The organism is Peribacillus sp. B-H-3 (genome assembly GCF_048572925.1).
In the GTDB taxonomy this organism is placed as follows: Bacteria; Bacillota; Bacilli; order Bacillales; family DSM-1321; genus Peribacillus.
The window spans coordinates 969577-985000 of record NZ_CP183879.1; the positions used below are offsets into that span (position 1 = coordinate 969577).

The window sequence follows — 15424 nt, forward strand, 5'->3', positions numbered from 1 at the left end:
AACCCGGGTACATGGAAAGCATGCCCGGGTTTTGCTAAATCATCAATATCTAATCAGTATACGTTTTTTAAAGGACGATTTTCATGGATGGCATCAACGGCCAGCAGATATTTTCCTTCATTAAGGTCAGCTGAATATTTATTAAGCTCCGTTTCAGAAACATCTGCGTTTACTGAAAATACTCCATTGGCTTCATAAGGTGATGATGTGAAGAAGTCCATCAATTGTTCCATAACAGATTCATCTTCTGGTGTATACTTTGTCCTTTCCACCTCTGCACCTGTCCGGTTTTCTAAATAATTGCTGTCAGAACGATTCGTAATGACCGCAATGCTTTCTTTTTCATATCCATTATTTTTCAGATTTTCAATCGCTGAAATAGTCTCGGCAGGTGTTTCATAAACGCCTACTATGTTTTTTGCCATGTCTTTTTCCTCCTTCTGCTCTCTCTGTATATCATTTTTCCCTGCTGCCGAGGCTCTTAAACACGTAACCGCTTTGACTGGGAGCTGGAGCCGCCTCCTTTTTTAGAAAACCAGGCATCGGCAAGCCTTTTGATTGCTTCCTCTATTTCACACTCTGCAAGGCCGCCGAAGCCAAGCAGAACTTCAGGGTAAGCTCCCCTTTGGTTTATATAGTAAATAGAAGCAGGATAAACTCGCACTCCATAATCAAGGGCACGATTAATGAAAAAATCCTCTGTCCTGGGATCTTTAATTCGCAAAAGAATATGCAGTCCCGATTTCTCTCCTGTTATTTCTGCCCGATTTCCTAAATGCGTGCGCACGGATGAAAGTAGAACTTCATGTTTTTTTCGGTAAATGGTGCGAATGCGATGAATGTGGTTCTCAAAGCACCCATTTTTCATGAAGCGATAAAGAGTGAGCTGGTGAAACCTCGATACCGTTTGTTTATACACGCTAAGCTTTCCGCGATTTTTTTCAATCAAATTTTGTGGCAAGACCATGAAGCTTACTCTAAGGGAAGGAATTAAGGATTTTGAAAAAGTCCCGAGATAAATGACACGGCCGTCAGCATCCAGCCCCTGCAAAGAAGGAATGGGCTTTCCGCTGTATCTGAATTCCCCGTCATAATCATCTTCTATGATGTAACCATCCTGCATTTGTGCCCATTCGAGAAGCTCTTTCCTCCGTTTTAACGGCATCATCATTCCATAGGGGAATTGGTGGGAGGGAGTCACATACACCAAGTTTGCATTCGTTTTTTTCAGCTCATTTACCTTCAGCCCGTGTTCATCAAGCGGCAGAGGAATCAACATTTTGCCTCCATGTTCAAATGCAGCCCGTGTCCGGTGAAAACCGGGATCCTCAACTCCGATTTTTGCATTTTTATCGATTAATAGATTAAGCAGCATCATTAAATACTGGGTGCCCGCTCCAACAATGATTTGCCCGGGCGTGCACCTAACACCTCTTGAATGGTAGAGGTACCGTGATAATTCCTTCCTTAACGAAAGTTCTCCCTGATATTCTCCGCTAAAAAGGAGGCGGCTTTGATCTCGAACAAGAAGTTCGCTGGAAATACGCCTCCAGACTGTATAGGGAAAGGAACCTGCATCCACCCCGCCATGGCTGAAGTCATAAATAATTTCTGTCAAATGCGCTGCTCCAGCGTGTTTTCGGAAATACGAGAGTCAGGGTGGTGGACATCCTCGGAAATATATGCAGCAAATACTCCTTTTCTGGGAATGACCATCGTATATCCTTCTGAATACAGCAACCCATATGCAGCATTAATGGTATTTTGGCTTAGAGACAAGTGCAGGGAAAGTTTTCGTTTAGAGGGCAGCTTCTCACCTGGAGAAATTCGTCCGGATAGAATCTCTTTTTTCAAAAATTGATAAAGCTGAATATATAGGGGGTCTTTCTTTGTGCTGTCCAGTAAGGGTGTGATATCAAGCAATTGTAACGCATCATTTCCTGATTATAGGGAAATTATATCAATCCTGAAAATCAATGCATATATTTTATTGGCAAATGTGAGCTGTAATTGTTTTGTATTTGATGTGTGTGCGATCGGTCTCCGATATTAAAACCAGGCAGCGAAATATAAATCCGGATAGGTTCCAGAAAAAAAGGAATTAAGGGCAGCCCGCTAGAATGAATAGGGATGGCGAATGGCTACACTCAAAATCATAACAGGAGAGAATCCATGGAAAATAAAAAGCGTCTGACGGAGATTGGCGAAGATTTGAGAAAAGCAGAAAGTAACTATAAAAAGTCCATTGAGCCTTATCGTTCTGTTTTGTGGAGCTACTGCTACAGGCTGACGGGCTCACCGTGGGACGCAGAGGATCTTGTGCAGGAAACTCTTTTGAAATCACTTTCGCTTCTCTCCAAGGTGTTTCAGGAGATGAACATTAAAGCATATTTATTCAGGATTGCCACAAACATCTGGATCGATCAGCACCGGAGAAGGAAAGCAGAAATTTTAGACGTATATCCAATTGAAATGGTGCAGGATTTTTCTGGCTCCATTCAATTTCAAACACTTGAAAATATGGAGTTTTTATTAAAACATCTTACACCTAAACAATTTGCATCAATGCTATTGACGGATGTCTTTCTTTTTAAAGCAGATGAAGCAGCCGATATAATCGGGACAACAAGGGGAGCTGTTTATGCTTCATTGGAACGGGGCCGATTAGCGTTAAAGAGCATTCAAATGGGTAAGGCGCAGCATAAAAAAGAACATGCAGTGAATCTGGAGCCTTTAAATATCGTGATTGAAAGACTTTTGGAGGGATTTCGCAATAAAGACCCGGAAGTGATTGCTTCCCTGCTCCATGAACATGTGAAAACAGAAATTATCCATGCAGGCATTGAATATGGAAAGGAGGAAACCAAGAAAAACTCGCTTAGAGATTGGGAAGAGTCGGCACAAAGGCAGGGTGAAACGGTTGCCCTTTATAAAAGTCTGTGGGGAAGGCCGGTCATTCTCGAAATGGAAAGAAGGGAGGAAGACATTTATTTGACAAACATTCACTGCGTTGAGTTGGAAGAGGGGTACGTAATGAACTGGAGGTTTTATTGTTTTTCCTGGGAATTAATGAACCTGGCTGCTCATGAGCTTAAAATAGGGCTGAATGCAAAGTGTTTTCAAAACCAGTTTTAATTTGCTTGAAAAAAGGAGGACGGCTTCCACCGGTCCTCCTTGCCCTATTCATTCCATCTCTCTTGTGATGCTTGTCAGTCCGTCTGCGGATGAAGCGACCTGGTCAAACGCTTTGCCTAAAGAAGTGATTACACCGGTGAATGAGATCAGTTCTTGCTCTATCCGGTTATTTTGCAATTTTGTTTCACCCATCGTCTTCAGAATCTGTTCAAAATGCTCCCCTGTTTCTTTCATGCTGCTGTTACCTTCTTTTACAGCTTCCCTAATTTTCTCAAGTGATGAAGTCAGCTTTTCTGCCTGGGAATTAGTATTTAAAATAAGGCCTGCAACGTTGGTGACCGATTTCTTTGTTTCATCTGAAAGCTTTCGTACCTCTTCTGCCACAATAGAGAAGCCTTTACCGTGTTCCCCGGCCCGGGCTGCTTCTATCGCAGCGTTCAGGGAAAGCAGGTTTGTCTGGTCAGCTATGCCTGTTACGATGCTTACGATTTCCTGCATCTGCTTCGAGATTTTCAGTAGAACCTGAAGATCATTTGATATGTCATTTACAGAATCATGGATATCTGACATATTAAGATTTTGTTTCTGCAGCTGTTCTTTTCCTTTTTGGGCTCTTTCTTCCGCCAGATTAGAAAGTTCCGTTCCTGTATTGGCGAGTGAAACAATTTCGTCTGATTGGGCATTAAGATGATGAAAGGATGCGTTCGTTTCCTGTGAAATCGCAGCCAAATTCTGCGAGGCATTTGCCACATTCCCGCGTATCAAATTCTTTTGTTCCTCTACCTCGTTTTTTAACCGTTCCGTCTCCGAGTCATATGCTTCCAAGACTAGCTGCTGCTCTAAATTCAGCATTTTAGATACAGCCTTCAAAGCTTGGAAGCCTTCTTCCTTATCTTCAATATTTTCTTCAATAATGGAAGAAAGTGAAAGAAACAAGTCCTGAAATGCGCACATATACCATTTTGTCTGCAATCCTATTTTTACATGTATTTGTGCTATTTTAATTCTTTTAAGAAAATAGGCATCGTTGATCACACCGTCAAACATCTCTGAAATATGCCGCTTCAGGGTATTCTTTAAGCGCTCAATTGAGCTGTGGTGATTAATGGTGTTTAATAGAGAAGGTTCATGTTCAAGGTTCTGATAAAACCTATCCACAATAAAATCCAATTTTTCCGCGGCGAATGGCTGAAGGAAGTTAATCATCCGTAAATCATCCTCTGTCAAACCTATCATCCTAATCTGCTTTTCTACAGAACTGCCTTTCGTTATTTCAAGCTCAGCTTTGCCCTGTCTTGCTGCAGTCTGCTTTTGTTTTGCCTTTTTAAAAATCATTATAATATGCCTCCTTGTGTATCTTTCGGAAATTCCCTTATGTATACTGCGCAATATCTTTTTCAAAAAGCGTCCTTTGCTGATTTAGACCTAATATTGATTGAAGCGAAAAGCTGCGAGGCTCCTGCGAAAATCAAGCGGCAAGTTTTACAGAGCTTTTTAAAATATTTTAAAAGACCGTATAATTCCGGCGAAAACATCCGTTTAATAAAGTGAAACCTTTTTGGAAATGGAGTGTGTCAGATGAATAGTCCAATAAAAAATAAGATAAATACCGTATTTATTCCTGTCACAAACCTGGAAAGATCAGCTGCCTGGTACAGCCGGCTGCTTGGCCAGGAATACAAAGAAAATGAAGCGAAGCGCCCTGTGTTTAATGTGAAAATGAGCGAGTATACGGGTCTGACACTGGATGCAGGGACAGAAGACAATCCTAATAACCCTGCACCTTCTAATTATCCGATTTTTAATTTCCATACTGATTCTATCGGCAATGCCAGGCAGTATATTAAGGAAATGGGATATGAAGGAGATATTAAAATCGTGAAATTTGCCGATTTTTCTTTCTTTACTATTAAGGACCCTGATGGGAATATAATTATGATTTGCAACGGCTGAGGGAGTGGTATGAGTGAAGTGATGAAGAAAAGCGGATGTATTCCAAAGGAGAACGAGACATGGATATTACCGAAATTTTAATGAAGTTAAAGATAAATCCTGCAGCTATTTATACAGAAATCCATGGAGGGATGGATTGTTCAGTATGGAAAATAGATGAGCCGTATGGTAAACAATTTGCCCTGCGCATCCTTCCTGCAGAACGCCATGCCCAATTTGCTAAAGAACAGGTGAGCATGAATCATGCCTTATCAAAAGGGGTAAAGGTCCCGGCAATACAATCGGTTACATTAATTGGAAATCATTCAGTTATGCTTACAGACTGGGTGAAGGGGGATACTGTTTTTCAGTTTCTGCTTGAACGCCCTGATACCGCGGAAGCACTGGGGATCCAATTTGGCAGTATGCAGAAAGAAATTCATTCAATCTCCGTTCAGGGATTTTCCTTAGAAAACTTCCAGAGCTGGCTGCTTCCTGCATCAGATGAAGAAAAAGAAACTTTGGATCAGCTGTCATCCGTACCTTTCCGGGAGAAGGTGCTGCTGCATTTGGATTATCATCCATTGAATGTACTTAGCGATGGCAGAAGGATTGCTGGTGTCATCGACTGGCCTAATGCATCATTGGGTGACTTCCGGTTTGATCTTGCACGGACCTGGTCTCTGATTCAGTTTCTCAAAAATAGGCTGCATAGTGATGTCCAGCAGACTGCAGCGGAAAATTTTGAAAAGGGCTGGATAGAGGGCTATGCCAGGCAATCTCAAGGAGAGTTTTCCATAGACCCTTTATTTAGAGCATGGGCAGGTATCCGTTTGATTCGTGATTTGGCAGGAAGTCTTACTGACAAGGATTTATGGATGATTCAGAAATGGAAAAGCGAAGCGGAGGAATTTTAAAAATTAATTTGACAACTACTTATTGCGGATATATATTTAATAAGGTTAAATATTAATCAAAATTAATTATTGCGCACCTTGGATATTGCAAACAGGAGGGTTCATGTGGAAGGCACAAGGAAATATCATGACCGTATACAAACCGGGCTTCAAGTCACAATCCAAAAGATACAGCCAGAAATGCTTGAAGCATTGAATAACCAGGGAGTCACGCCGACACAATGGTTTGTCCTGTCTTTTATAAAAAAGAATGGGATATGCAGAATTTCTCAGCTGGTGGACCTGATGGAAGTCAAGCCGAGTGCAGCTACTTTTATGATCGACCGGCTCGAGCAGGGAGGATTTGTATTCCGGGAGCACGACACAAAAGATAGAAGAGTGGTCAATATCGGACTGACGGATAAAGGCAGAGAAAAGTTTGGAATTATTTTATCTGAGAGAAGAGCTATTGTGGAACGCTGCCTTTCCATACTGTCAGAACAAGAGCTTTCCATGATGGCAGACATAATGGAAAAGCTTGCTGGCAGCACCGCGATTTGATTGGTAATAGAAAGAATAGATTGATTTAACAGGGAGAGAGATATGTGAACAATACAAACCAAGATTATAACCGTAAATTATTGCTGATTGGCCTGATCATCGCCATGTTTTTCTCGGCGCTGGACGGTACAATTGTAGGTACAGCCATGCCGAGGATTGTTGGCGATCTGGGCGGTTTAAGCATGATGACCTGGCTGACGACAGCTTATATGCTGACATCAACGACCATTGTACCCATTGCAGGTAAGCTGGCTGATTTATTGGGACGCAAAACTGTTTATGTGACAGGCCTTATAATTTTTATGGCAGGATCCGTCTTTTGCGGATTGGCAAATGATATGACAGAATTAATCATTTTCCGCGGAGTGCAGGGAATTGGCGGCGGAATTATGATGCCAATGGCCATGATTGTTATTGGAGACATGTTTACAGGAAAAGAAAGAGCCAAGTTCCAAGGGGTTTTTGGAGGAATTTATGGCCTTGCATCTGTTATTGGCCCGCAAATAGGCGGGTGGATTGTAGATTCTCTTAACTGGAAATGGGTATTTTATATCAACCTGCCAGTGGGCATTATCGCAACCATCTTTATTGCGATGGGATTAAAAGCGAAAAAGAATGAAGGGCCGATTAATTTTGACCTTGCCGGCATGTTTACTATGATTGTTGGGGTTGTTACACTGCTTCTTGCCCTAAGCTTTGGAGGCAAAGACTACGCATGGGGATCCTGGCAGATTATTACTTTATTGATTGTTGCGGCTGTCGGGCTGATAAGCTTTGTTTTCATTGAAACAAAAGCGAAGGAACCCATTTTGCCTATGTACTTATTTAAAAACAGGACCTTTACTCTATTAAATTTAATCGGCTTTTTTATGAGCGTCGGAATGTTTGGCGCTATAACATTCGTTCCCTTCTTCATGCAGGGGATTGTTGGAGTAAGCGCTACTGCTTCAGGCACGATTATGACGCCAATGATGATTACTATGATTGTTGCAAGTATCATAGGCGGCCAGTTAGTGTACAAAATCGGCATTAAAACACAAATCATAATTGGGATGCTGATTATGGCGGGCGGTTTTGGTCTGCTGACTACACTTAATATGGACACTACAAAATTAACTGCGACCACTTATATGGGAGTAATTGGCTTGGGAATGGGTCTGGTTATGCCGATCCTGACACTCGCACTTCAAGAGAGCTTTTCTAAAAAAGAACTGGGAGTTGTAACCTCATCCAGCCAGTTTTTCCGTTCTATCGGAGGGACCTTTGGGATTACCATCCTGGGTGCTGTCATGAACAGCAGGGCAGGAACCCTTTTAACAGATAAATTTGTTCCATTCCTTAACAGCCTGCCAAGCCAGGCGGAAGCCATGAGTGCAAAGTTTAAATACATGGTTGATGATAACCCAAGCGGCTTATTTCAGATGCTTTTCTCACCAGAAGCTCTGAAGAAAATACCATCAAGCTTATTGGATAAGATGCTGCCGATTATTAAAACTTCACTGATGGATTCCCTGCATACTGTATTTTTTGCAGGCTTGATTTTCATTGTTATTGGAGCAGTATTTACATTGTTCCTTCACAAAATTCAATTATCAAATAAGAAAACCCAGGAACCGATTTCTGAGGAAACGAACGCTTCACCGGAACTGGGATAACGAAAACAAACAGCCGGGAATAATTTCCGGCTGTTTTGGTTTTTTTAGGAAATTTAGAAGCTTTCACAAAAAAGTGCAAGCTTCCATTATTCGTTTTTTCATCCAGAAATTCATCATAAATTTGCAAGTTGGATGATTAAGAAAGAGAGAGTTTTTTAGGAGAAAAGCAATAGCATAAAGTACGTGAGCAGTTAGTTGAATCTGGGGATTTTTGAAAATGGCTTTTAAAAGGTCTGCGATTATTCCAAATCATTATTAATCTGCTCTTCATATTGATCGCGTTTTGACTCATTGTAAAGCTGGCTGATTTCCCGTGCCACTTCATCCAAGAACTCATCAGAAAGCAGCGGATTTTTTTCCTTGCGCATGACGTCCCACCTCTTTCGTACTGTTATTATTTGCATATTGGAGAATTCCATACATATAAGACAATCATATAACATATTCCTTTAATTTTCTAATTATTTGCTCAATATTTACTATTTTGTGATAAAAGACTCTTGAAACAAGCGTACTTTTGTATTCAATTGAAGGAATGTCCCCTGCAGCAGGTATTTTGTGCAAGAGAGGATTGCAGAATCAGTGAATGAATTTTAAGGCTCTATTAATCTTGACAGCTAATGTACGCTGCCAGTGCCAGCACCCTCGGAATGTTTGGGAGGCTGGGTTTTATCTGTGCTGAGGCTATATGACTATTTTATATGAAAGCGATTTCAATAATTCTTTTAACGTGATAAAGTAGAGAAGGATTATTCCACATAATGACAGGAAAAGGGAGGGGTTTGGATGAGCTTCAAATTGTTTAAAAAAGGGATTGCAGCTGCGGCAGCATGTATCCTATTGCTGGGGATGATTTTTTCATTCAGTTTTGCGCAAACGTTTGCAGAAGGAAAAACTAAGATTATAATTCACTATCAGGAAGCGAAAGGAAATACGAAGGATTGGAATTTATGGGTCTTCTCTGAGGGCGGCGAGGGAAAAGCCTATCCGTTTACCGGCAGTGATGCCTTTGGCAAGATAGCCGAGATAGAATTGGACGGAAATTTTAAAAAAGCAGGATTCATTGTACGCACTGATAGCTGGGAAAAAGACGGCGGCGACCGAATGATTGATATTTCCGGGGGAGAAGGCGAGGTCTGGGTAAAAGCCGGGGACGATCGTACATATACAGAGCCGCCTGACGGGGAATATCGCAATCTTCCTTCCTATGAAAATATCAATGTAACAGTCCATTATTTCCGTTATGACAATCAATATGACGGCTGGAATTTATGGGCATGGCCTGAAGGCGGCAATGGTGAGGCAGTGACATTTATGGAAAGTGACGATTATGGAAAAGTAGCGCACATCGTTTTGCATGATCTAAAGGATGTTCATAAGGTAGGGATGATTGTCAGGAAGAGCACAGCGGAAAACGAGTGGGCGGAAAAAGAGTTTGATAACCGCTTTGTGACAAAATTTAAGCCGGACGGTTCAGCCGAGGTATGGATCGCACAAGGGCAGGATCGGATTTATTATGATAAAGATTCTGTGGATAAAACACCGAAAATCGTTAAAGCTTCAATTGATGCTTTTAATGAGATTACCTTTGAAACGAATTTTCCATTTGATGCATCCAAGGCTGGATTATCACTCTCGGGAGACACAAAAATCAAGGAAGTCATTCCTTACGATAGTAAAACAGGAATTTTTACGAATAAAGTGAAAATTATAACAAAAGAGAATTTGAATCTTTCGAAAACCTATGAAGTTACAAAGGAAAATTTCGGAACGGCACCTGTTGAAACGGGAAAGGTGGTACGTTCTCCAGAATTTGATTCCCTATTCTATTATGGAGGACATGATCTAGGCAATACCTATACGAAGAGAGGAACGTCATTCCGTGTTTGGGCTCCAACGGCTAGCGAAGCAAAAATTGTAACCTACCGTTCCTGGGATGATAAAACAGGCAAGGAGACTTCTCTCAAAAAAGCAGAACGGGGAACCTGGACTTCCTTCATTAAAGGAGACCAGGAGGGTTTGATATATACGTATAAGGTGAAAATCGGGAACAAATGGAACGAAGCAGTTGATCCATATGTCCGCGCTGTAACTGTTAATGGAGATAAAGGTACAGTTGTTGATCTTAAAAAAACCAATCCTGCTAAGTGGAGCGGCAGAATGAAGCCGTTCACACCTGAAGATGCAATTATTTACGAACTGCATGTTAGAGATCTTTCGGAGGATCCTAAATCTGGGATTAAGAATAAAGGTAAGTATCTGGGCGTAGCAGAGGAAGGGACTAAAGGACCCGGCGGCGTTAAAACAGGATTGAACCATATCAAGGATTTGGGTGTAACTCATGTACAGCTTCTGCCAATCTATGATTATCGTACAGTGGATGAAACAAAGCTGGATCAGCCGCAATTCAACTGGGGATATGACCCTAAGAACTATAATGCCCCTGAGGGTTCATATTCAACAGATCCATATAATCCTGCCAAGCGGATCACAGAGGTTAAACAGATGGTCCAATCTCTTCACAAAAATAATTTAAGAGTAATTATGGATGTTGTTTATAATCATATGTTTTCAGCTAGTGAATCAAACTTCCAGCAGCTTGTTCCCGGCTATTATTTCAGATATAACGAGGACGGAACATTGGCAAATGGAACAGGGGTAGGAAACGATACAGCATCCGAACGGAAAATGATGAGGAAATTCATCGTTGACTCTGTAAGCTACTGGGCGAAGGAATATAACCTGGACGGCTTCCGGTTTGATTTAATGGGGATTCTTGATATAACGACCATGAATGAAGTGAGAAAATCTTTGAATAAAATCGATCCTTCCATCATCGTTCTTGGAGAAGGATGGGACTTGAACACCCCGCTTGATCCTTCCCTGAAGGCCAATCAAAAGAATGCCTCAAAAATGACAGGAATTGCTCATTTTAATGACGGCATTCGGGATGCCATAAAAGGCAGTGTCTTTGAAGATGAAGATCCGGGTTTTGTGAATGGGAGAGAAAATACCGAAAATAGCATTAAAGAAGGGATAAAAGCAGGTATTGATTATCCGGCTTCCATCGCCACATATAAGGATCCGGGACAGGTTGTGGAGTATGCGGAAGCACATGACAATCTTACTGTTTGGGATAAATTGCAGAAGACCAACCCTGAAGATTCACTTGCGGTCAGGAAAAAAATGCATGAGCTTGCTTCTTCCGTTGTCCTGACGTCGCAGGGGATTTCCTTTATCCATGCGGGGCAGGAATTCATGAGAACCAAGGGTGGAAATGGAAACAGCTACAATGCACCAGACTCCACGAATCAGCTTGATTGGCAAAGGCGTGCCGATTTTGATAAAGAAGTGAAGTACATGAAAGGGCTTATTGAGCTCCGAAAAGGCCACCCTGCCCTAAGGATGAGAACAGCTTCTGATATCCGCAAGCATCTATCATTCCTAAAAGCACCGAAAAACACGGTGGCGTACCATATCAATGGACATGCCACTCGAGATCATGCAAAAGACCTTGCCGTCATTTACAATGCCAACAGAAAAGCTGTTTCTGTTGCACTTCCATCCTCAGGGACGTGGAAGGTGCTTGTTAACGGAGAAAAATCAGGGAATAAAACATTGCAGGTTATAAAAGGATCAAAAGTCAATGTGCCTGCACTGAGCACCTTTGTACTTGAAGTGAAATAAGCAAAATGAAGAAGCGAAGATCAGGTAAAGGAAATCCTGATCTTCCTTTTTACAACTATTTCAGGAGGAAAAAGATATGAAAAGAAAGCCGCTCTTTCTTGTAATCTTGTTTTTTATGTTCTGCTCGTTTTTCACACCTGCCCACTCGCATGCAGCCGATTACAGCAAGGTTGTAGTCAGGGGAAGTGAAGCGCCGCTTGACTGGGGCTCGGATAATAACCAGCTTGCTAAGCAAAGCGATGGAACCTGGAAATCAAAGCCCATTCCTCTGGCAGGAGGGAAAGTGGTTGAATTTAAATATGTGAGAGATGGAAATTGGATGGATGGAGACAACTTAACATTCACCCCTCCTCAATCAGGAAACTACGTATTTGTTTTTCACCCTGAAAATGAAAGGACAGTGGATCTTAAACTCACAGAAGCTGAAGGTAAAGTGACCTTGAACCTGACATTGCCCGCTTCTGCTCCCAGCTGGGCAGTTCCATCTGTAGCTTCCAGTCTCAACAATTTCAATTATGGAGTCACTTACATGACAAGAACAGGTGAAAGAACCTGGACTCTTACTTTAACGGGCAATCCGGGCGAATCGTTCACATACCTGTATGGGCTGGGGGATATTAAATATGCAGAAGACCGCCAGCTGCCGCGTGAAGCGGTATTCAGCAAAGAAGGAACAATCTTCAATGATACAATTTCATCTTTTAAAGCTGTCCCTGTGGCAAACAATGTGAGCCATAATTATGACTTTATGCCAAAGGTGCCTGACAGCAAGGATAATGTGCGGATAAAGGTCCAGGCTGAACACTATGGTCCTATTGATAAAGGAGGAATTTATTATACAACCGACGGATCTTCTCCTTCCGGAAAAAGAGGGAAGGTGCTAAGAGGGAACTTTGTTCCTCTGACAGTACAATCATCGTCGAAAAATGAGGATGGAATGATTACAACTGTCTTCAGCGGAATGATACCGAAGCAGAAAAATCAGACAAGAGTAAAGTACAAAACAGATATTTGGTACTCAAAGGGGAAAGGATCTCAATTTGCAGATACCAATAGCCTTACAGCTGAGGATGCCACAGAATTTGCTTATTATGTGGATCAGTTCAAATCTCCCGATTGGGCCAAAACTGGGTCCATTTATCAGATTTTCGTGGACAGATTCATGGATGGAAATATAAAAAACGACGATCCCAAAAGCCTTGCCCTGCCATATGATGAGCGCCTTAAGGGCTGGATGGGCGGAGATCTTGCTGGTGTAAAAGAAAAACTTGGATATATTCAGAGCCTGGGTATTAAAACAATTTGGATATCCCCTGTTTTTGAGGGTCCTTATTCACATGGCTACCATCCGGCCAGTTTCACTAAAATCGACCGCCGTTTCGGTGATGAGGAATTAATGAAATCAATTATTAAAGAAGCTCACCGAAGAGGGATGAAAGCTGTATATGACCTTGTCCCGAATCATACTTCAAACCAGCATCCGTTTTTCAAGGATGCACAAAAAAATGGAGAAAAGAGCCCTTATTATAAGTGGTATACCTTTACGCACTGGCCGGACAAATATGAAACCTTCAGCGGTGTTTCAGAACTCCCGCAGTTAAACAATGACAATCCAGACACTAGAAACTACATGCTGAAAACGGTTGTGCCATTTTGGCTTAAAAATCTGAGGTTTGATGGATTCAGGCTGGATTATGCAAAAGGCCCGAGCTACAGTTTTTGGGTAGATTTCAGATATACTGTAAAAAGAATTAATCCGGATGCCTATATTTTTGGAGAGGTTTGGGACAGCCGCGAAAAAATCAGCACCTATGCAGGAAAACTCGATGGTGCTCTCGACTTCCCTATGCAGGGCGCCCTCAGTGATGTTTTCGCCAAGGATAAATCTATGAAGGAACTTGGAGAAGCAATCACAAGCAACGAGAAAACATATCCGAAGGAATTCCGGATGAATACGTTCCTCGATAATCATGATATGCCGCGTTTCTTATTCGAAGCTGGCGGGGATACAAATAAATTAAAGCTGGCTGCTGCTGCCCAATTTACCCTGCCAGGCACACCTGTTATTTATTACGGAACAGAAGTAGGCCTATCGCAAAGCAAAGACCATAATCAGGTTACGGATTATAAAGACCGCTATTTCCGCGAAATGATGCCGTGGGATCCCAAGGTTCAAAACCTGGAGCTTAAAAAGTATTATCAGCAATGGATTTCCCTGAGAAATCATGAAATAGCCCTTCAAAAAGGCACCTATAAACAAAAACTTATAAATGATAATGTGCTTGTTTTTGAAAGAATCTATAAGAAAGATCGCCTGCTTGTGGTCATCAACAAATCACAAACCGTGCCTGTAAAGCTGAGCAGTGCTGACTTCAAATATGCTGAAAATACCTTAACGCATAATTACCTGAAAACACAAAAGACAGGGGGATCAGTCTTCCGGCAATAAAAGGAACGGTTTCAGTTTATAAACTTTCCGGCACTCCGCACAAGGGGAAGTAAGGATTATGTGATATTGGCCCGCAATCCATATGGATTGCGGGTTTATTAAGTCTAATACAACATTCTCTGCGGCGGAGATAAGTGGTGGACGACTTGACTGCTCGTAATTAACCCTTTTAAAAATTAGCTCCTGCAAAAAAATATGTACTGAACAGCAAAAAAAAAGAAACAGTCCAATTGCTCGTTTATGATTGCTGATGAAGCTTCACAGAAAAATATTATGTTTATGTGTTTGATAAAAGGGTTAATAGAAGGCAGGCATTTATCCAGAAACAGTTTCACGTAGTGGAAGAGACAGAAATTTGCTCAATTTAGGGGGAGGATAAAGTTGGATTTTTGCCTGAAAATGTGATCCAATTTCAGACTTCTGACGTTATCCTGATAAAAGACCTTATAAATGAAAAGAGGAGTATATACATGAAACGATTTTCTTCCATTATGGCTGCCGCTTGTTTATCAGGATTGCTCCTCGCAGGATGCCAGGAAACTCCTGTCATGGACACTATCCGTTCAAGCCACTCCCATTCAGCAAGTCCGGAAAAAAAGAAGCAGGATGTAAAGAAAATGTCCAAGGATCCCATTTTTAAAGAATTTGCACTCTCTGAGGAGATGCGGCCCCTTTTGTAAACAAACGTATAGAACTGGAAAGAAGGCAAATTGAAGAAAGCCAGGGATTGATTCCATCTAGAATAAAAATCCCTTCACTAAAAATAGATACCAAGGTAGAAAAAGCAGGAATCTTAAAGAACGGGGAAATGGATGTTCCGAAAGATGACAAGCATGCGGCGTGGTTTGAGCCTGGAACAATTCCGGGCGAACTGGGAAGTGCAGTGATTGATGGGCATGTGGATAATAAAACTGAACCTGCGGTTTTCTTCAAATTAAAAGAACTGAAAGCTGGGGATGAAATCATTCTCTATGACCGGAAATCAAAAAAAATGACTTTTACTGTTCAGAAAAAGAAGAGTTATCCATACAAAAGTGCACCGATTAAAGAAATTTTCGGCAAGAGGGATAAGGCAAGGCTGAATGTCATTACCTGCACCGGACTTTTCG

At 41.6% G+C, this 15424-nt stretch carries 14 protein-coding genes (1 of these 14 cut by a window edge); 9 read left to right on the forward strand and 5 right to left on the reverse strand.

Features of this window, described 5'->3' with window-relative positions:
• Nucleotides 1–53 precede the first annotated feature (53 nt).
• From ACN6MY_RS04780 to ACN6MY_RS04790, 3 genes are read right to left on the reverse strand one after another with little or no spacing between them, the layout of a single operon-like run.
• Entirely contained in the window at nt 54–425 is a 372-nt protein-coding gene (locus tag ACN6MY_RS04780; protein ID WP_419882969.1) for a general stress protein, read from the reverse strand.
• 56 nt (nt 426–481) lie between these two features.
• The gene (locus tag ACN6MY_RS04785) at nt 482–1618 is read right to left on the reverse strand and encodes a PLP-dependent aminotransferase family protein (RefSeq protein ID WP_419882970.1); all 1137 of its coding nucleotides are present in this window, start codon (nt 1616–1618) and stop codon (nt 482–484) included.
• Nucleotides 1615–1923, reverse strand: a complete 309-nt coding sequence (locus ACN6MY_RS04790; RefSeq protein WP_419882971.1) for a GntR family transcriptional regulator — start codon at nt 1921–1923, stop codon at nt 1615–1617. The genes ACN6MY_RS04785 and ACN6MY_RS04790 overlap by 4 nt, the downstream gene beginning before the upstream one ends.
• Before the next feature lie 249 nt (nt 1924–2172).
• Here ACN6MY_RS04790 and ACN6MY_RS04795 point away from each other — a divergent pair, with 249 nt between their 5' ends.
• On the forward strand, nt 2173–3135 hold the full coding sequence (locus ACN6MY_RS04795; RefSeq protein WP_419882972.1) for an RNA polymerase sigma factor: 963 nt from the start codon (nt 2173–2175) through the stop codon (nt 3133–3135).
• Nucleotides 3136–3183: 48 nt separating this feature from the next.
• On the opposite strand, the gene ACN6MY_RS04800 is transcribed toward ACN6MY_RS04795, so the two are convergent.
• Nucleotides 3184–4470 (reverse strand): protoglobin domain-containing protein, encoded by a 1287-nt coding sequence (locus ACN6MY_RS04800; RefSeq protein WP_419882973.1) that lies wholly within the window; start codon nt 4468–4470, stop codon nt 3184–3186.
• Nucleotides 4471–4713: 243 nt separating this feature from the next.
• Between ACN6MY_RS04800 and ACN6MY_RS04805 the strand changes: the two genes are divergently transcribed.
• The 4 genes from ACN6MY_RS04805 to ACN6MY_RS04820 all read left to right on the forward strand — a co-directional run bounded on the left by ACN6MY_RS04805 (nt 4714) and on the right by ACN6MY_RS04820 (nt 8179).
• Nucleotides 4714–5088, forward strand: a complete 375-nt coding sequence (locus ACN6MY_RS04805; protein ID WP_419882974.1) for a VOC family protein — start codon at nt 4714–4716, stop codon at nt 5086–5088.
• 59 nt (nt 5089–5147) lie between these two features.
• Nucleotides 5148–5984 (forward strand): phosphotransferase, encoded by an 837-nt coding sequence (locus ACN6MY_RS04810; protein ID WP_419882975.1) that lies wholly within the window; start codon nt 5148–5150, stop codon nt 5982–5984.
• 105 nt (nt 5985–6089) lie between these two features.
• Nucleotides 6090–6524 (forward strand): MarR family winged helix-turn-helix transcriptional regulator, encoded by a 435-nt coding sequence (locus ACN6MY_RS04815; RefSeq protein ID WP_419882976.1) that lies wholly within the window; start codon nt 6090–6092, stop codon nt 6522–6524.
• A 104-nt stretch (nt 6525–6628) separates the two neighbouring features.
• Entirely contained in the window at nt 6629–8179 is a 1551-nt protein-coding gene (locus ACN6MY_RS04820) for an MDR family MFS transporter (protein ID WP_419884073.1), read from the forward strand.
• A gap of 239 nt (nt 8180–8418) precedes the next feature.
• Here ACN6MY_RS04820 and ACN6MY_RS04825 read toward each other — a convergent pair whose 3' ends face one another.
• The gene (locus ACN6MY_RS04825) at nt 8419–8547 is read right to left on the reverse strand and encodes a bacitracin ABC transporter ATP-binding protein (RefSeq protein ID WP_419882977.1); all 129 of its coding nucleotides are present in this window, start codon (nt 8545–8547) and stop codon (nt 8419–8421) included.
• A gap of 418 nt (nt 8548–8965) precedes the next feature.
• Between ACN6MY_RS04825 and pulA the strand changes: the two genes are divergently transcribed.
• The 4 genes from pulA to ACN6MY_RS04845 form a co-directional block, all read left to right on the forward strand.
• Nucleotides 8966–11866, forward strand: coding sequence for a type I pullulanase (pulA, locus tag ACN6MY_RS04830; RefSeq protein WP_419882978.1), 2901 nt, complete (start codon nt 8966–8968; stop codon nt 11864–11866).
• Nucleotides 11867–11942: 76 nt separating this feature from the next.
• A complete protein-coding gene (locus ACN6MY_RS04835) occupies nt 11943–14315 on the forward strand; it encodes an alpha-amylase family glycosyl hydrolase (RefSeq protein WP_419882979.1) in 2373 nt (790 codons plus the stop codon).
• Between the two features lie 470 nt (nt 14316–14785).
• The gene (locus tag ACN6MY_RS04840; protein ID WP_419882980.1) at nt 14786–14995 is read left to right on the forward strand and encodes a hypothetical protein; all 210 of its coding nucleotides are present in this window, start codon (nt 14786–14788) and stop codon (nt 14993–14995) included.
• A gap of 47 nt (nt 14996–15042) precedes the next feature.
• A protein-coding gene (locus ACN6MY_RS04845) for a sortase domain-bontaining protein (RefSeq protein WP_419882981.1) crosses the window boundary here: on the forward strand, nt 15043–15424 show its 5' portion. It continues 350 nt past the right edge of the window; the window shows 382 of its 732 coding nt (coding positions 1–382); its start codon is at nt 15043–15045; its stop codon lies off the right edge, out of view.